16 protein-coding genes and 1 tRNA gene are annotated in these 18,837 nt (G+C 47.7%); 2 read left to right on the forward strand and 15 right to left on the reverse strand.

Annotated elements, in window-relative coordinates:
* The 6 genes from J4G07_08705 to J4G07_08730 form a co-directional block, all read right to left on the reverse strand.
* On the reverse strand, window positions 1–127 hold a 127-nt coding region (locus J4G07_08705; GenBank protein MCE2414070.1), incomplete at its 3' end, for a 7-cyano-7-deazaguanine synthase.
* A 5-nt stretch (window positions 128–132) separates the two neighbouring features.
* Window positions 133–732, reverse strand: a complete 600-nt coding sequence (locus J4G07_08710; GenBank protein ID MCE2414071.1) for a hypothetical protein — start codon at window positions 730–732, stop codon at window positions 133–135.
* A 113-nt stretch (window positions 733–845) separates the two neighbouring features.
* On the reverse strand, window positions 846–1,157 hold the full coding sequence (locus tag J4G07_08715) for a TauD/TfdA family dioxygenase (protein ID MCE2414072.1): 312 nt from the start codon (window positions 1,155–1,157) through the stop codon (window positions 846–848).
* A 39-nt stretch (window positions 1,158–1,196) separates the two neighbouring features.
* On the reverse strand, window positions 1,197–2,363 hold the full coding sequence (locus tag J4G07_08720; GenBank protein MCE2414073.1) for a mandelate racemase/muconate lactonizing enzyme family protein: 1,167 nt from the start codon (window positions 2,361–2,363) through the stop codon (window positions 1,197–1,199).
* Window positions 2,364–2,597: 234 nt separating this feature from the next.
* Window positions 2,598–3,788, reverse strand: coding sequence for a HEAT repeat domain-containing protein (locus J4G07_08725; protein MCE2414074.1), 1,191 nt, complete (start codon window positions 3,786–3,788; stop codon window positions 2,598–2,600).
* Window positions 3,789–4,112: 324 nt separating this feature from the next.
* Complete coding sequence (locus J4G07_08730) at window positions 4,113–5,309, reverse strand: hypothetical protein (GenBank protein ID MCE2414075.1); 1,197 nt, start codon at window positions 5,307–5,309, stop codon at window positions 4,113–4,115.
* Window positions 5,310–5,763: 454 nt separating this feature from the next.
* Here J4G07_08730 and J4G07_08735 point away from each other — a divergent pair, with 454 nt between their 5' ends.
* Together J4G07_08735 and J4G07_08740 are read left to right on the forward strand one after the other, a co-directional pair.
* Complete coding sequence (locus tag J4G07_08735) at window positions 5,764–8,505, forward strand: peptidase M14 (protein MCE2414076.1); 2,742 nt, start codon at window positions 5,764–5,766, stop codon at window positions 8,503–8,505.
* Window positions 8,506–8,628: 123 nt separating this feature from the next.
* Window positions 8,629–9,219: a Uma2 family endonuclease gene (locus tag J4G07_08740; protein ID MCE2414077.1), complete on the forward strand. Its 591-nt coding sequence runs from the start codon at window positions 8,629–8,631 to the stop codon at window positions 9,217–9,219.
* 62 nt (window positions 9,220–9,281) lie between these two features.
* Here the strand turns inward: J4G07_08740 and J4G07_08745 are convergent, their stop codons facing one another.
* The 9 genes from J4G07_08745 to rpe form a co-directional block, all read right to left on the reverse strand.
* Entirely contained in the window at window positions 9,282–10,736 is a 1,455-nt protein-coding gene (locus J4G07_08745; GenBank protein MCE2414078.1) for a sigma 54-interacting transcriptional regulator, read from the reverse strand.
* A 139-nt stretch (window positions 10,737–10,875) separates the two neighbouring features.
* The gene (locus tag J4G07_08750; GenBank protein MCE2414079.1) at window positions 10,876–11,625 is read right to left on the reverse strand and encodes a hypothetical protein; all 750 of its coding nucleotides are present in this window, start codon (window positions 11,623–11,625) and stop codon (window positions 10,876–10,878) included.
* Window positions 11,626–11,641: 16 nt separating this feature from the next.
* Window positions 11,642–12,562, reverse strand: a complete 921-nt coding sequence (secF, locus tag J4G07_08755) for a protein translocase subunit SecF (protein ID MCE2414080.1) — start codon at window positions 12,560–12,562, stop codon at window positions 11,642–11,644.
* Between the two features lie 226 nt (window positions 12,563–12,788).
* Complete coding sequence (secD, locus tag J4G07_08760) at window positions 12,789–14,735, reverse strand: protein translocase subunit SecD (GenBank protein ID MCE2414081.1); 1,947 nt, start codon at window positions 14,733–14,735, stop codon at window positions 12,789–12,791.
* A gap of 240 nt (window positions 14,736–14,975) precedes the next feature.
* Window positions 14,976–15,048 (reverse strand) — tRNA-Arg (locus tag J4G07_08765).
* Window positions 15,049–15,059: 11 nt separating this feature from the next.
* Complete coding sequence (locus J4G07_08770) at window positions 15,060–15,575, reverse strand: adenine phosphoribosyltransferase (GenBank protein MCE2414082.1); 516 nt, start codon at window positions 15,573–15,575, stop codon at window positions 15,060–15,062.
* A complete protein-coding gene (locus J4G07_08775) occupies window positions 15,575–16,633 on the reverse strand; it encodes an alcohol dehydrogenase catalytic domain-containing protein (protein ID MCE2414083.1) in 1,059 nt (352 codons plus the stop codon). The genes J4G07_08770 and J4G07_08775 overlap by 1 nt, the downstream gene beginning before the upstream one ends.
* A 154-nt stretch (window positions 16,634–16,787) precedes the next feature.
* Entirely contained in the window at window positions 16,788–17,834 is a 1,047-nt protein-coding gene (locus tag J4G07_08780) for a galactitol-1-phosphate 5-dehydrogenase (protein MCE2414084.1), read from the reverse strand.
* Between the two features lie 175 nt (window positions 17,835–18,009).
* Entirely contained in the window at window positions 18,010–18,720 is a 711-nt protein-coding gene (gene rpe, locus J4G07_08785) for a ribulose-phosphate 3-epimerase (GenBank protein MCE2414085.1), read from the reverse strand.
* Between the last annotated feature and the right edge of the window lie 117 nt (window positions 18,721–18,837).

An 18,837-nucleotide genomic window follows, 5' to 3' on the forward strand; every position in this document is an offset into this window, starting at 1 on the left:
CCTCGATTGTATCGGGCGCGCCGAGGCGCATGGTGATGCCCGTGACATCATAGCCAGCGTCTACCATCATAGCAGCAGTGACGGAACTGTCTACGCCACCGCTCATTGCGACGAGAATCTTTCTCATTTTCTCTACCGATTGCTCTTTAATTTACCCCATGTCGTTGTGAGCTTGTCCGTTGCGTCCACAGCAGCCGCTTCGGTACCAGGCGTTAGGAATACCCAGTACATAGGAGCCAAGTTCGCAGGGGCATCGTTGTTCCCACCGAGAGATATGTCGCCTGCGGAAAACTCCTTGTTCCGAAGGACGAAAATATCGGTATCCTCTTCATTGGTTTGGACTAAATAATCAGGTTGCTCTTCCCATCCTTCACCGTCTGAAGCCCATTTCGGCGGACTCCCCCATCTTTGATCAGCAGCCAGCCAAACAACCACAGAAACGTCAACTGTAAATGTGATGAAATCAGCACCCTTAGAGCCTTCATCGTCCATTGCCGTCATGATAAACGTCGCGCCTTCGAGCTCTTTTGACATATCCTTGACGAAATAATCCCTATCAATGAGATAGACGCTACCTATCTCAAGACCTTCCTCACCCACAACGTAATCACCGACAACGCTCCTCGATTCGAGGTCAACGACTTCTATATCCTGTGCTTGAGCTTTAGGCAGATAAAAAGATGCCAAGATAAAACACGAGAAAATTAAACACGCCAATTTTTTGATATACATGAATACATTTCTCCTTTTTTCAGAAATTTGGTGCAAAGCACGATACCAATTTTACTTAATTATACCACATAAAAGCCCCTTTGTCAGGGAAATCGATATTCTACCAGAGGCATTCAAACTTTCGGCAGAGGTAGAAAACCTCGCCTACTGAGAGTCGGATAATTGATGTTAGCGAGGTAGATAACAGACTTGAAACCCGGACTGTGGTTGTCTTTGGCGGCGGGAGGTTCTTCAACAGGTCCCAGTGCACTGCTGAGTCGGTAGATGTCATCGTCGTGAAGGGACTGTCGGCGAAAGAGAAGAAGTGCATGCTTCTGGACAGCCAATAAGATGGCTTCCGCCATATCCTCATCGATCTGCGTTAGGTCTACGCTCAGGACTTCAGAACCGAAGTTTTCTGATAAGGGTCTGGTTTGAAAGTCCATGAGAGTCTATACTTATTATGATTAGGATAGGATAAAGAATCAACCGATCTGCCAATCCTCTTTTCCGGCGTAGCGATCATCGTACACATCTTCATTGAGCTCCAACCCAAGTCCGGGGGTATCTGGGACGGTGAACGTTCCACCGGTGAAGGCATAGTTAGAGGTATCAATTACATCGCTCGTGAGGGTTGCGACTTCGCCGTAGAGGAAATGGGGAATCGTTTTGCCGAATTGGAGACTGAGGTAGAAACCGAGCAGAGAACCCCAGTTATGGGGTGCGCACCGGACACCGTGTGCGGCAGCCATATCAGCAAGTCGCCGCCAGCCAGTAACACCGAGTCCTTTCATATCGTGCTGAATGACATCAATAACACCCGCTTCAAAGAACGGATCATAGAATTCAAGGGGGTCCCGCGTTCGGGTTTCGCCATCGGCGATGAAGGTTTTCAATCCCTTTTCTTGGATGAAGGCTTTGAGGTTTCGGTACAATTCAACTTCTTCCTCAAACATCTCTTCTATCCAAAAGACATCACAATTACTTGTCTCGTTCAGAAAAGTGATGACTTCATCGTAGGTGTAGCCGTTGTTTGCATCGACGAGAATATTGAAACCGTCGCCTGCTGTGCTACGGGCAAGTTGAACGAGTTCTATGTCTCGTTGCAGTCCCGCCTTGCGTTCCATGAGATAACTACCGCGTCCGATTTTCATTTTGCATGCGGTAAACCCGTTGGCGAGACTGCTTTTAACATCATTCTCGATTCGTTGAAGCCCTTCGGCTTTTGTCTCATACAGGAGATCGTTGAAATAGATGGTGCTATCGTATGCGGGCAATCCGTTTGAAAAAACATCGCCACCAATGAGCTGATAGGCTGGTTTCTCAAGAATTTTGCCGATTGTATCCCAGAGGGCATTTTCAAGCCCGCGAAATTCCTCAACAACCCCGTCTTCAGGGTTTAAGAGGTCAAACGGGTTTTGATTGAGAACACCTTCCGCATTTTCAGCGGTTGTTGTTCCCCAACTGCCAGTTCCCCAACCGAGTGTGCCATCGTTGGTATGGATGCGAATAATACGTTCGTTCCATTTCCCATCCGGGTCAGGTTGCTGAATCTCCGTTGCGCGGGAGTTACAACCAATCGCAGGTTGATCGATTTCGACCGTAACCTGTTCAACTTTGGTAATCTTGATACCCGTCGGATAATTTGGCATACTTTAATTATTCCTTGCGGTTTTTTAATTATTCCTTGCGGTTAAACGACGTGAGTTAGCACATTAACGTTCCTTCCTCAAATCCGCTCTCCATTTCATTACGAGCTACTGTTTCGAAAGTTATCTTAAGACAGCAGCCTGCAACAATACGCAGAAACACGCAGGCGAATAGCAGAGAAAACACGCAACAAACAAAGGCCCCTTATTTAACGCCTTGCGAATAATTAAAAGTACCTACTCAAGTGCAAGAAGCAGTTCATTGAGCGCGTCTTTCACCATATCGTTGGTCTCGGTCTCCCTGAAGTGAACGTCAAGTTTATGGGGCAGATTATCGTATTGATCAGCCTCCTGAATCTGCTTTACCAAAGCAGGCTTCTTAAGCAGTTGAACGATACGAAGTCTGTCTTCATGATCAACGACCTCAGGATTGGCTAATAACACAATTAAACGTCCAGCTAATCCATCAGCAAGTCCATTTTCAGCGTAATGGTTCAACGTATCAATAGCGGCTTGCTTCGTGTTGAGGCTTGAGCCGTCTGTGAGGATTGCGACGAGACCGTCAACAGCACCTGCGTCAGGATATTTCTGCAATGCTTTAGCAATGTCCAAACGCACGGTGTCATCGGAATCGTCAAGCGCAGCAATCAGCTTGTCAGTCGGGTGTTCTTCGAGGAACATCATAGACTTTGCGGCGGCTCGCCGTACGACAGGGTTACTATCGTTTAAGCCCTCAACGATTTTTGCTTCGGCACCCATGTTTCCGAGGAGATAGAGTGCGGTGTTAATTTCCATCTTCACCCCTTCATCAGGGGTCGCGTTGTGGAGTGCCTCTAACCCAGCGGCAGCGGACGTGTCGCCTATACTGCCTACAATACGGACGAGCTGAATCTTCACATCAGATGGCGTGTTGTTGTCGCCAGCAGCCTTCAGGAGGTCGTTAATAGCGGGGCTGCCGATTTCCTGTAAGATTTGAACGAAGTCACCATGGACATTGCTATAGCGATTTTTAACGAGATCCTCCAAAAGGAAAGGCACAGCTGGTGCACCTTTATCAACGAGTACCTGCATAGCATCCTTCTGTACCCTATGACGTTCGCCGAGGATCTGCAGGATTTTCTTCATCTCAAATTCGCCCAATTCACCGACACGACGCTCACGTTCAGTTTTGTATCTGGCTTCCACATTATGTGTTCTTGCCGCGCCCGTTGAAATAGCGTTGCTATAAGCAAGAACCAAGAGTGCACGAGGTTCAACTTTGTTATCCTCTTCCTGTTCAGCACGTTCAAGGTGTTGGGCTGCCTCCAGCGAGAGCCCTGCATTTAACAGCTTACTTCTTCCGACCTCAAGTTGCGTGATGACCTGTTCCTGCTGACAGCCGAAACTCACGACTCCTATAAGTAGTAATATCAGCAAAAGTTTTTTCATGTTCCCTTTTTCTTTTCCTCCTGGAATCTCAATTAGACTTACCCCTTCGTGTCGCTTGCTTGCTCCATAAAGAGAATGGGCAACTTGCAAGCAAAAACGTGTCGATCCAACACTTTCTGGCGCAAACCTATAGAGGCTTGCGGGACAATATAACTTGGCAGGAAAAACCGTAGGCTCTGCATATCGCGACGCATTTGACACCTGCCAAATAGGGATTACACATCTGGGCAAGTACTGACGTAAAGAATATTCTAAAATAAATACATTTTTATGTCAACAATTTAAGTACAAACAACAAAAACAGACAAGAGCCCAATTGCAAGCCTACCGAAGTGCATCAAGGAGTTGTTTAAGGGATGTCCTAACGAGTTCGCTCTGTTCCTTCGCCTTGTGATATTCATAGAGTTTGAACTCAAGATTGTCATACAATTCCGTTAACTCAATCTGCTTACGAAACGGCTCTCTCCTCAATAACTGGACAAGATGAAGCCGATTGTCTGGGTCGCTAACGGTGCCGCCAATAAGCAGCATTGTAATACGCTTTGCCAAGCCTCTCGCGAGTTTATTTTGTCCATAAATGTCGAGCGTATTAATCGCCGCCTGCTTCGGATCTTTGCTCAACTCACCGGTAAGAATATTTACGAGTTCATCGACAGCATCCGCATCGCGATGCACTGCGAGTGCTTTCACAAGCGATGCAACGACTTCAGAGTCGGTATCTTTTAACCCAGCAATGAGTGTTTTCGGTGATACATCGCTGATATTTACCATAGCTTTTGCAGCGGCGCGTCGGACAGCAACATCATCATGATTTAAGCCAGAGATGATGTCCGCTTTATAGGATTCCTCACCCAACTGATAGAGCGTCGTATTAATTTCCATCGCCAAATCAGCGTCACTCGCTCCACTTTGAGCCGTTTTTAATGCGTCTATAGCTTTCGCGTCTCCGATCCCAGCAAGGACCTGAACGAGTTTAACCTTGATCGTAGGTGGCGTCGTTTCATCAGCAAGTTTTGCTAAAACCAAATCAAGGCCATCAGGCCCCATCTGAATCAGCATCTCTGCAAAATTTGTATGAAGTGACGGATATCTTCCTTTGATGAGGCTATCGAGAATGATTACCGACGCTTCAGATCCCTTGTCCACAAGTGCCTGTAAGCCATCTTTCTGGACCCGCGACGGTTTGCTGAGAATTTGTAAGATTTGCTTTATTTCAGCCTCTGTGAGTTCTTGTATCCGCTGTTTCCGTTGATTTTTGAACTTGGCTTCAACGCCGTGGCTGCTCGCACTGCGCGTGGAAAGCCCATGAGAGTAGGCAATAACGAGTAAAGCGCGTGGTTCCAGTTTATTAACTTCTTCCTGTTCTGCTTTTTCGAGATGCTCAACGGCTTCCAAGGCGTTACCGCTGTCAATCAATTTACTTCTACCTACGGATAGATTGCTCGGACCTTTCTGCTTTGTATCACAACCGACCCCTGCAAACAATAGGATAACCAGTGGAATGATCACAACCCTTTTCATTGTTTTCTCTTCTCCTCCCGACTTTTGTAGTAGATAAGAGGGCGTTCTTTTTAGCATGAGTGCCTAATCTAACATGCGCTACGGCGCGTTGCGACCCTAATAATATTTCACCTATAACAATATCACAAAATTAGAAAAAAGTCAAGTGCATATATGGTCTCCGGTTAACAGTTATCAGCGATCAATTGTCCAAATCAGGATTCAAGGATTCGGAGGATGAGAACTGGTCAGCAGTCAGTTCTCACCAACGGTTAGAAAGCATTGTAAACACAATTCGCTCTCATAGGGAAGAAATCTTGAGTAGGAAATCTCCACCACTGGAGAGTGGAATCCGCCTAATAACTTGACATCTTCATAGGCTTTGATTATACTTAAACGACTCAATCCGTTGAGGATAGCGTGTTTAGAAGAAAAGCAAACGAACCCGCACATGTCTATAAAAAGGGAACCGCTCATGAAAAACTCTGGATTCTTTTCCGCCAATTTCTTACCTCCGTTTTATCAAGAATCGGGGTTACAAGCCCCGCCCACAATGGATTCCCAGAAAACTGATACCATACCTCTGTGGCGCATACACAGTGTATTGGTAATAATAATATGCGTTGCGCTGCTACAGAAACCCGTCCATGCGCAACTGATGTCGCCTGAAGAGGCACTCGGATTCCAAGTCGGTTCCGATTATCAGGTCGCAGGATGGCAAACAGTTTCCGATTATATGCGACATGTGGCAGCGAATTCAGATCGGGTCCTGTTGGAAAAACTCGGAAAAACGACAGAGAACAACGATCTTCTGATGCTGTTGATTTCCGCACCAGAGAACTTAGAGAATTTGGCACACCATCAGCAAATTCAAAGGCGGCTCGCGCTGCCCAGTGTCCCCATAAATGAAGACAGCGCGGCAGAATTGGCCGCGCTTGCGGCAGAAGGTAAAGCGGTGGTGCTGATTAATTGTAATTTGCATTCCACAGAGATCGCCTCTTCACAGATGTCGATGGAACTGGCGCACCAATTCGCAACCACCGAGGCACCACAAATCAAAGAGATTCTTGAGAATGTGATAATTCTGCTCATCCCCTCGGCGAATCCGGACGGTTTGAACATCGTAGTGGATTGGTATAATCACACCGTCGGCACCCCTTATGAAGGATCGGAAATCCCGTGGTTGTATCACAAATATACGGGGCACGATAACAATCGCGATTGGTTTATGTTGACACAGATAGAGACGCAGATATTGACGCAGGTGCTTTATGAGGAGTGGTTCCCAGAGGTTGTCTACGATGTGCATGAGATGAGTTATCGCGGACCGCGGTTCGTGATACCACCGTATTTTGAGCCGGTCAACCCGAACATTCCACCACTGTTACAACGGACGCTTTCGCTTATCGGTGCCCAACTCGCTTTCGATTTGACGAGCGACGGGTTTACGGGTGTACTTTCGAGTGCTGTTTACGACACATGGTGGCACGGCGGGTTTCGGACGGTGCCGTATCGCCACAACATGGTAGGTATTTTGACGGAAGCGGCGCGCGTGGAGATAGCGACCCCAATTTTCCAACCCCATCACACTTTAAAAGGCTACCGACGCGGGCTTGATAAATATACACTCCGCACAAACTTTCCTGAACCGTGGCCCGGAGGTTGGTGGCGACTGCGAAACATCGTAGAATATGAGAAAGCCGCGGCATTGTCAATTCTCTCCTTCGCCGCGGAGCATCGGGTAACGCTGAAAACAAACTTTTACAAGATGGGACTCAACGCCATAGCAAAAGGGAAAGATGAACCGCCACGTGCGTTCCTGATCCCAGCCCAACAACGCGACATCCACACAACGCTCAAAATGTTGGATATTTTACGACGCGGCGGGGTGGAGATTCATCAAGCAAACGCGCCGTTTATCGCTGACGGCGTAGAATATCCCACCGACACCTATGTTGTTTCAATGTCCCAACCGTTTCGAGCACACGCGAAGGATCTACTCGAGGTGCAACGCTATCCGGAACGCCGTCTTTCGCCAGAATCACCGCCCGAACGTCCTTACGATATAGCGGGTTGGACACTGCCCTTACAGATGGGAGTGAGAACAATCGCTGTGGTGCATCCCTTTGAGGCAGATTTAACGAAACTTTCAACACTATCACAAGTGGAAGGCACGTTAGAGGGTGCCTCTGAACCGACCGGTTATCTATTTGAGAATCGAACGAACATTGAAGGGATTGTTCTCAATCGTCTGTTTAAAGCGAGACTGGCAGATAGCAGTCCGAGATACACACTCTATTCAGCACAACGGGACATAGAACTCGCTGGTAAAACATTTCCACGCGGATCTATCCTGATTAGAACGGCAAAACCGCCACTACAAGAGATCGAGGAGATACGAGCCCTCGCATCGGAATTCGGTATCCATATCCACGCCGATGCGTCTATCGACGAAAACACGGTCAGCCAAAAATTCTTAAGAGTAAACGCCCCGCGCCTCGGTTTGTATAAACCGTGGACAGCAAACATGGATGAAGGTTGGACGCGCTGGGTTTTGGACACACACGAGTTCGATTACAGCAACCTTACGAATGCGGAAATGCGGGCCGGGGATTTGGCGGCGCGCTATGATGCTATCATTTTGCCGGATTTCGGTGCTTCCGGTATCCTTAACGGGCATTCAACAGGGAAACTGCCGCCGGAGTATGTCGGTGGAATCGGCACGGAAGGATTGGCGAATTTACGAGCGTTCGTGGAGGATGGCGGCACGCTTATCTGCTTGAATCGTGCGTCAGAACTCCCTTTAAAATACTTCGGGCTTGGTGAGAAAGGCATTGTGAACGTGGTCGAGAAAGAGAATCAACCGAAAGAAAATGCGTTTTTCTGTCCCGGCTCATTGCTACGGGTTCGCATAGACACGAAGCATCCTATTGGACATGGGATGGACGCAGAGATGGCTATCTTCTTTAAATCGGGACCGGTCTTTGAAGCAGGACGCGGTGGCGGAAACGTTGTAGCGACATATCCTGAGTTCAATCCTTTAATGAGCGGTTGGCTCGAAGGCGAGAAACGGATTCGTCAGAAAGCAGCACTTCTGGAAGTCCCTTTGGGCGATGGGCACGTGATTCTTTTCGGTTTCAAACCCCAACACCGAGGACAATCTCAGGGGACCTTTAAACTGCTTTTCAATGCGATTTTTTACAGCGCACAAAACTGAAAGGCAGATAGGAGTGAATTTTCCCCTTGTTAAAAAAGATCAAATGGATTAAAATTAATTTGATATAAACATCAAGCAATATCAACCATGTTGCTTTCATACAAGCAAAACAAGGAAGGCAAAATGGCAGAAACACAACGGAATCAACCAAAACCAAAATTGCTATCCGCTCAACACACTCTCTTAACAGCCGAAGACCTGTGGAAACAGTCGGATGATGGATATCGGTATGAATTGGTGAAAGGAGTAATGCGTAGAATGCCACCAGCCGGGTTTGAACACGGGATCCGATCGGCTAAAATTGGAAGACATCTCGATGCTCACGTTGAACGACATAAATTAGGCTATGTTTGTGGTGCCGAAACAGGATTTAAGATCGCCCAAAATCCAGATACTGTGCGTGCACCAGATGCAGCGTTTGTGCGTCAAGCCACAATTGATGAACGGGGTATTTCAAAGGGATACTGGGAAGGTGCCCCCGATCTTGCGGTTGAAGTCATCTCTCCAGGCGATACCTACACTGAAGTCGCAGAAAAGGTGGATGAATGGTTAAATGCCGGGTGTGCAATGGTGTGGGTTGTGAATCCACGTCGAGAAACCGTAGAAGTGTACCGATCTCCTAAGAATATGACCGTTTTGCGTGGAGATGACATGCTTGAGGGGGGCGATGTGATTGAAGGGTTTCAGTGTCGCGTTCGGGATCTATTTGTGTGAAATAGGATCGCTTATTTCGTGGCAGATTTGGATTTTAGAGTAGGTTCGTAGGAGGGCAAGTGCTACGTCTGACTGAGGTCATCCTTCGAGTCGCTAGTTTCTTGTCTGTAAGTGTCGAGCTTCCGGTGGAGTGTTCGGACCCCGATGTCAAGAATCTTCGCCGCTTCCGTTTTATTGCCCCCGACTTCTGTGAGGGTCTTTTGGATAGCCGCCCGTTCAATTTCTGCCATTGTCATACCGACCCTGCCGATGATCTCCTCATCGTCCAGCACAGGTAGATACTCGCTCTGCCCGTGTGAACTGTCTGGTGAAACAAGCGGTACTTTTGAAGGTTGGCTTGCAAGCGTCGCCAAGATTCCGTTCTGTGCCCGATTCTCAAGCACTTTGGCTATCGTTGACAGGATTTCCAACGCTTTTTTGAGAACGTCCGCCGCGTCGTCTGTTTCGCTAATTTGCATCCAACTGGTATCTTCATCTGGAATCAGAAACGGCATCTTATCGCTCGCGGTAGCGGTTGGCTCAAGAAGACGGATCGCAGAGAGAATTAGCCCCAAGATCGTCTTGTAAATCGCTAAGTTTTCTGCTGCGATTGCACTACTGGAAGTATCAACAACCTGTAAGGAACTCCCCGGCACATTGAGAAGTTCAGTTTCTTCATTGGGAGCGTCAATCACCTGCGTAGGTACGAGTTGCGTCCCAGAGGCTTGCACGGGAAGTAAAGCACCCTGCTCAGATTCCGAATCCAAGGGAAAATCTTTAAGTTGCAGTTCTTCAGTGGTGGAGAGAATAATAGCGGTTTCTACGGCATTCCTAAGTTCACGAACGTTGCCGTGCCAGTCAGCATTTCGGAGATAATTGAGTGCTTCTTGGGTTATGCCGGTAATGGGTTTACTGTGTTCTGTGCTTAATTCAGATATGAAAGCGGAGACGAAAAGCGGGATATCCTCGCGCCGATCGCGCAAGGGTGGAATCTGGATACGAAAGAGGTTCAATCGGTAGTAGAGGTCTTGCCTAAATTTCTTTTGCCTCACCGATGTCGCAAGGTCAATATTCGTGGCAGCGATAATTCGGACATCGACTTTAATATTTTTCTCGCCACCGAGCCTTGTGAATTCTTGTGTCTCAAGGATCCGTAGGAATTTCACCTGCACTTCAGGCGACATCTCGCCTACTTCATCCAAAAACAGCGTACCACCGTCCGCTTGTTCAAACACACCCCGTCGCTGGCTCGTTGCCCCCGTAAAAGCGCCTCGCTCATGACCGAAGAGTTCACTTTGGAGGAGGTCTTGGTAAAACGCGCCGCAGTTGACGGCTTTGAAGGGTCGGGTTTTACGGGGACCACTTGCGTGGATCGCCTGTGCGATGACATCTTTGCCAACACCTGTTTCGCCTGTGATCAGAACAGTTGCTTTCGTCGGCGCGACCTGCGCGACTTGACGCAAAACCATCTGCATCGGTGCGGACTCGCCGATAATGCGTCTTGAATTATCGTTGGTAACAGGTGCCGGGAGATTCATTTTTTTTGGTGTCCCTTCTACAACATTCGCCGGTGAAGACGTTCTAATGAATCAAAATCTTCATAGTTGAGTTGGTTCGGAGGCTTATGTTTTTGTCGACCTGTGCAGGAGGTAACAACCAATATGCGCATAAATCGAGTTAAGACTGCTGATTATGTGCAATTTCAATTAACTGCTGAGGGTCCTGTTTGACCTTTTCAAACACATCGAACCCATTACGACAGGCGGCTTCACACAACCGTCTCAGGACGACCCCTTTCAGTGCCCAATTTGTGGTGCGGAGGCTCTTCTGCAAAGCACTTCCAGTCTCAACAACATGGAGATCTGGTAAGTCCTCATTAACAAAGCGTTTGTGACTTCGCGCAAGCAAGAAAATCAGCGTTGTCGCCCGCTCTACTTCAAAAACGCGTTGTAGGGATAGAATGTCATCGGGTCTCAATAGTGAAAAAACGAGATCGTAACGCTCGATTAAATCTACCGTCCGTTCAGGGATACCCCTTTCGCCAAATTCTAAAACCTCAAGCTCATGAAGTGGCGCCGTATCAAAAGGCACGATAATATCTTCCTCGTTAACCGGACTTTCTTTGCCATCAACGCGGCAGAAATACCACGGAAAATACAGATCAAGCGTTGTCTCACCGTATTGCGCGTGTTCCCGAATTTGTTTTAATCCTGCCCGTAATTGCGTATTCAAAGGTCCCGTAAACATCTCTCCAGCGGGCGCGCTGTAGTCTCTATCTTCATGATACCATCCCTCATCGTTGTAACCACAGAGGTCTTTGATGCGCCGCGCAAGATGCTCAGGCGAATTGCAATCTTCACCTCGCAGGAGATTATCGGGTTTATATTTTTGCCCTGTTGTGTAAGGACTTAAGACCAATACTTTCATCTGTGAATAGTTTTCATTAAGCCTGCTGCGGTCGTCCGCGATTCCAGAGATACAGGATCGGACTCGCGATGAATACTGAAGAGTATGTACCTACCAATACACCGACGATGAGTGCCAAGGCGAACGTGTTAATTTCCTCGCCAGAACCAGTGATGACAAAAATAACCAGAACAACAAACAACGTTGTCAAAGAGGTGATAACGGTTCGACTCAGCGACTGATTGATACTTCTGTTTAAAACTGAAACGTAGTCAGTGCCGCGCAAGGACTGTGTATTTTCCCGAATGCGGTCGAATACGACGATTGTATCGTTGAGCGAATAGCCGATAATCGTGAGGAATGCGGCAACAGTTGGTAGATTAATTTCTTTTGAAAGAACGGCAAAGACACCCAAGGTAATAAGGATATCGTGGACAAGCGCGGCGATTGCGCCGATGGCAAAACGGAACTCAAATCGCCAAGAGATATACACTAATAAGATAGCAATCGCGCCAAGCACCGACCAGAGTGCCGCTAATTTAAGGTCGCGACCAACACTGGGGAGGACTTCAGAGATATTGACACCGCCGGGGAGTGCCTGCCAACCGTCTCCACCCTCAAGTAAGGCATCTGTGAGAATTCTTCCGACACTTGTGCCCTGTCGCTGAAATTCAGGACGATGCCCCATAGAAACGAACGCCTCATTTTTGCTGGCATCTATCTGGATTGTGGCACGTTCATAGCCGACTTCAGTGAGTTTGGCTTGCAACTCGGCTTGAGTGACCGCCCCGTTGAATTTGGCTTGAATCTTAACGCCGCCGCGGAAATCAATTCCGAAATTGAGTCCCTGATGAATCACGAGGAACATCAAACCGATAAAGATGATTATCGCTGAGAAAACGAAACCGGCCCGGTGTTTGCTGATAAAATCGAAGTTTGTATCTTTAAGTAATTCCATATTTTAATTATACCTTGCGGATTTTTAATTATTCCTTGCGGAGTAATGAGGTGGATTCAGACTTTGACGTTCTTCGTGTTCGAGTCGCCTGCGTGTTTTTGCTTGGGTATTTCTGCGTATTGTTACAGGCTACGGCTCCGGTTCTAAGAAGTACCTACAGAACGAGCGAAAACCTGCGCGTAAGCGAAGCGGAGCACAGGGCGAAAACCCGATTGCTAAAAAACCATTAAATGCTGAGTTTTTGAACGTCTCTATTTCCAATCGTCAAACCGTATATCTCACGTGTGACAATAATCGCCGTGAACATACTCGCGAGGATACCGATACCAAGCGTTACCGCAAACCCTTTAATCGGACCCGTCCCGAAATGATAGAGAACGAGTGCGGTAAAGAAAGTCGTAAGATTGGCATCTAAAATCGTTATAAACGCGCGTTGATAGCCATTCGTGATAGCCGACCAGACGGTTTTGCCGGTCCGCAATTCTTCCCGAATCCGCTCGAAGATTAACACATTCGCATCAACAGACATACCGATCGTCAGGACAAGTCCGGCAATCCCCGGTAGTGTCAACGCCGCACCAAAACCGGCCAATGCGCCAAGGATGATGAACATATTAAAGACCAGCGCAATAATAGCAACAATTCCAGATAAACGGTAGTAAATCATCATGAAAATGAGAACCCCGCCTAACCCGATGAGTGCAGCAAGGACCCCGTCGTTGATGGACTCCTGCCCAAGCGTCGGGCCGACGGTGCGTTCCTCGGCGATCTGGACCCCCACCGGAAACGCGCCTGCTTTCAGGATATTGGAAAGGTAACTCGCCTCCTCATAGGTGAAATTCCCTTGGATAATGGCGTTTCCGATAATCTGATCCTGGATGACAGGGGCAGATTGCACCCTACCGTCAAGAAGAATCGCCAAATGTTCTCCAATATGGTCGCCTGTGACCTGCGCGAACTTGCGTCTGCCGATACTATCAAAACTCATCGAAACGACGATGTCAAAACTGGTTCTGCCTGTAGAAGGTCCAGCATCGTTGATGCGGTCACCACTCAGGAGAACAGGGCTTTTAATCACGTACCAATTGCCGGTTTCGTAGTGATAGCGGACTTCACTATCATCCGGGATACTATCAGGTATCGGTGTATCCGAAGTTCCGCTCCACAAACTTCCACCCGTCGGTGACTTCTCAACAAGTTTAAACTCAAGCCTGCCCATGGTCTTAACGATTTGTAACGGCTTCGAGGAGTCTTTGGCACCTGGAAGTTCAACAATGATTCTTGGATGATTCGCCTCTCGTCGGATAGAGGGTTCTGAAACACCGAATGCATCAACGCGGTTTCGTAAGACAATAAGCACCTGCTCGATCGCCTGCTCACTATAATTCTGAATACCTCGTTCACTGAGTGTTAGCTGATACGTGGTTTGCGTCTCTGTTTCGGCACCGATCTGTGCGTCTTCAAAAAATTCGATTTCGTTGAGGAGACGTTGTGCTTTCTCCAGATATTTTGTTTTTTCATCAGCATCTGTCCGGAGTCTGGATGGGATTCCGACGAATACGTTCAGTGTGTCTTGTCCTTCTATCTGTTTAACCTCTCGGCATAAAATATCATCTGTGCGAAGCCGTTCCGGAATCGAGAGGGTGTGTTCGCGGAGCAGCTCTGCTTTGGAGGTCTCCAAATCCACCTCAAGAACGAGGTGGACACCCCCCTTGAGGTCCAATCCTAACTTCAATCGGTTATTGGGTATGAGTCTCCGAAGGACCGTAGGAAGGCTGCCGTATAGGTGTAAATTGTCAAGTGTTGCGCGCGGGTTCTGACGTGCCTCCTCCGAGATAAGCCGCACATAAAATTCGCGTGCTTCAGTGGTATCAAATTCATAATCACGCGTCTCTTCAAGTTCAAGTTTCCTTAAGTGAACTCGGAAGACATCCTGAAGTTCAAAGGTTGCGTCCTGGAAATTGATTCCTTCGGGGTAGTCAACATCTGCGAGATTTACCTTCAAAGCGTTGTCTTCAGTGACTTCAAAGAGTGGGAGTTTCTCCTGCATCCAGAGCGGTAGGTTCCCGTACAAGGGATTGTAGAAGTTATCCGGGGTAGGAATGAGGTATAGTACGGAAAACAGAAAGACCCCGAGGATTAAAACTATTTTCCAGATACTGAATCTGTACATTTTTTAATTTTTCCTTGCGGTTCGTTGAAGTGGATTGGAAATTGTGATGTTATTTCCCGTAGATCTAAGGGAAATACCCAAGCAAAACCCCTCCACTGCGTTAGGGCTACGGTTTCGTTAAATGTGTGTATGAGGCAAGAGAACCTCACTCCCACACAAATGAGGCGACCAGACGTTACGACTTCATCAAAAACCTACGTGTAATAGCATGGAGGGAAGTCGGGACCGCATCATTAAAAACGCGCCTGGGAGGAATCGAACCCCCGACACGAGGCTTAGGAAGCCCCTGCTCTATCCCCTGAGCTACAGGCGCACGCGTCCACCCTAATATTTAATAAGCGAAAAAACATCGTGGTCCGGAAACTTTTCCTTACCGTTGAGGTAAGTCAACTCGATCAAAACAGCAATACCGACGATATGACCTTCCAGTTTCTCAATGAGATTGATCGATGCAGCAAGCGTTCCACCAGTCGCCAAGAGATCATCACAGATCAGAACTCTGCTGTCCTTTGGAAATGCGTCTCGATGAATTTCAAGTGTATCCTGCCCGTATTCAAGATCATAAGTCGCTTCGTGTGTCTCATGAGGTAACTTGCCTTTTTTTCGGATAGGGACAAAACCGACCCCAAACCGATAAGCGAGTGCAGTACCGAAAATGAAACCGCGTGCCTCAGTTCCAGCAACAACATCAATCTTTTCAGATTTATAACGGAGCGCGAACTCATCAAGCACTCTATGAAATGCATTTGCATTTCCTATAAGTGGGGTGATGTCTTTAAAGAGAATATCTGGTTTCGGGAAATCAGGTATCTCTCGAATAAGTTGTGAAAAATCGTGCATTACGTGTTTCTCTCCTCCTGATGTGGATGAATCATTATCTTCATCCCCTGTCGGGATTCCATTGCCTGAAACGCCTTGTCGATTTCAATAAGCGGAAAATGGTGTGTGATGAGGGGTTTCACACGGACGAACCCCTTTTCAAGAAGCCGAACTGCCAACTCATGGTGGCGCGGCACACAACCGTGTGAACCTGTGACAAAACATTCCTTATAGTGAATAACGTTAGAGAGGACGCTCATCGGACGCATGGTCTTCGGTAAACCACCAAACAGATTGACGTATCCCCGATGGGCTACCATTTCAACTGCTTGTTCATGCGCTTCAACAGACGCGCACGTGGTAACGACGATATCGGGTCCCTCGCCTCCCGTTTCTTCCTTGCATCTCTCAATCACGTCTTCCTCTTCAGAGGCGATATAAGTATCTGCTTCATAGAACTTTGCAATTTCCATTCGGAGCTTGCTGCGCTGGACACCAATCACCTTCGTCGCACCCATCACCCGAGCAAGGTCAATCATCATACATCCAATCGGTCCAAGACCGATGATGACAACGGTTTTCCCAAGAGACATGTTAACGAGTTCAAGTCCGTTGATAGCACACGCGAGCGGTTCAGCAAGCGCGGCTTCATCAAAATCGAGCGTCGTATCGAACGGTGTAACAGGTCCCTCCTCCAAAACGAGACGCGGAAGTTTCATATATTGTGCGAAAGCACCGGGGATTTGGTAGCCAATGGCGTAGTTGATGTCGCAGTTGTTTCCGAGTCCGTCTCGGCACCAATGACATTGCCCACAGGGAACATCAGCACCGATTGAAACGCGATCGCCTTCTTTGACACGCGTCACATTTTTGCCTGTTTTAACGATGACACCGGAATTTTCATGTCCAATGATGGTGGGGGGTTTGACTCTTGGGTTCCCATGATGGAGAATACGAACATCAGAGCCACAGATACTGACGGCTTCAACGCGCATCAAAGCAGCATCATCGTCAATTTCGGGTTCAGGTACCTCTTGCACACTTAAGTTATCAAGACTTTCAAGTACAGCTGCTTTCATTTTTTAATTATTCCTTGCGGTTAAATGACAGGCGTTAAAATTATGAAGTTCTTTCTTAAATCTGAAGAAACGCCCAAGCAAAAACCCTTCCATTTCATTACAGGCTACGGGTTTTGGTTATAGAGAAATAGCGTTGCGGTTTTTTAATTTTTCCTTATGGATGAATCAAGACTTTTGCGTAAAATTCACTTTTGTTTCGCATCTTATGTAACATGTCAGTACTCTCAACCAGTGGAACTTTGTGCGTTATTAGCGGCGTAAGCGTTAGCATACCAGAGGCAATCGCTTGGAGAACAGCACGCCAATCATCGTCATTACCTGCGGCACTGTAATCGGAGTTCCAAGTTCCGAAGACAGACACCTCACGCCGCATTAATTGCGAGATAAGAGAGGCCGACAGCGTCACATCTGCAGCAGGATTCCCGAGCAAAACGACACGCCCGCCGCGTCCAACACTCCCCAGGGCATTCCGATAGGTAGCAGGAACCCCCGCCGCCTCAACACAAACATGTGCCCCCTTTTCATCAGTCAGGGCATTCACGACCTCAATTGGCTTTTCAGTCGCGCTATTGAAGATCTTGTCGAAACCGAGTCGCTTCGCCAGTTCCAATTTCTCCGCAACAATATCAAAGAGCAATACCTCTGCCGCGCCCATTATTCTCGCCCATTGTGCGACCATTAATCCGATCGGTCCGGCACCGAAGATAGCCACTACCTTTCCAGCGAGAGAGGTTTCAACACGACGGAGGGCGTGCAATGCGACTGCGGCTGGTTCTGTCATTGAGGCTTCTTCCAGTGTCACGCCTTGCAGTACAGGTATTAAATTCGCCTTCGGTGCAACGACAAATTCAGCGAAGGCACCATCACTCCGCGAACCGAGATAGTCATAATCATGACACTGGACATATTTTCCCTGTTCACACGCCGGACATGTCCCACACCAGAGCAACGGAAAGACGACAACTGGATCCCCTGGCGCGAAATCTTCAACCCCAGGACCACACATATCCACAACACCCGCGAATTCGTGCCCACAAACTGTTGGAAAACTATAGGTGCCTTTGACAAAGATTCTCGGAATATCAGAACCACAGACCCCACAGAACCCAATTCGGACGCGTACCTCGCCTTCCGCAAGATGCGGCACTGGAATTTGTTCCAATCGTAAATCTCCAATTCCATGAAGGACAAGTGCTTCCATACTTTTAATTTTACCTTGCGGTTCGGTCAGGTGGATTGGAACTTGGAAGTCTTTCTCCGTATATCTGAAGAAACACCCCGCTGACGCTCACTGCGAGGCAACACGCGCATTCAGTGTTGATTCGCAAAAACCCCTTCATTTTATTACGGGCTATATGCTTTGGAGGCGAGGTTTATTAGCCCGACCCGCCTTCCCGTTCTGCAAGTCCAAGTGCAATCGCTTTCTGTGCCTGCTGAACGTTCTCAAGCCGTGAACCCGATTTTTGAAAAACGCTACTGGTCCCGCCAACCAAGATATCTGCACCTGCAGATACCATTTTGGGGATATTCTCAAAACTCACATTACCATCAACTTCAATAGGTAAATCGATACCGCGTTCGTTCAAAAAAGCGCGACATTCCGCGATCTTTCGGAGGGTCGCCGGTACTAACTTCTGTCCTGCAAACCCAGGATTCACCGTCATAATTAGCACAAAATCGAGCCGTTCCAGAACATACGTCAATGCAGAAAGCGGTGTTGCTGGGTTGAGAGCAGCACCCGCCTTGATCCCGTGTGCTTGAATCAGAGACAATGTTCTATCAAGATGCATTGCTGACTCAACATGGACGGCTATCTGCTGAACACCAATTTCAGCGACCGCATCGACAAAGAAATCGTTGTTCTCTACCATGAGGTGAATGTCAAAAGCACAGTCTGTCTTTGGGCGTAATTGCTGAATAAGGGCAAGTCCGATCGGCATATTCGGGACAAAATGCGCGTCCATCAAGTCAAAATGGAGCAGATTAACGCCAGCGGTTTCTAATTCCCGAATATCTGTTTCTAAGTTGCATAAATCCGCACACATCACAGATGGCGCGATGTGGATGGACGGTTCCGAAGAAACCATATTTGAAGTAGACAAATTGGCACTCCTATAGCGTCAAAATTCCCCTGCTTATTCTAAACAAAACCATTAATAGTATAGCACAAAATGATGAATTTGTCAAATTTCGGCATGGCGTGC

The organism is Candidatus Poribacteria bacterium, assembly GCA_021295715.1.
Lineage (GTDB): Bacteria > Poribacteria > WGA-4E > WGA-4E > WGA-3G > WGA-3G.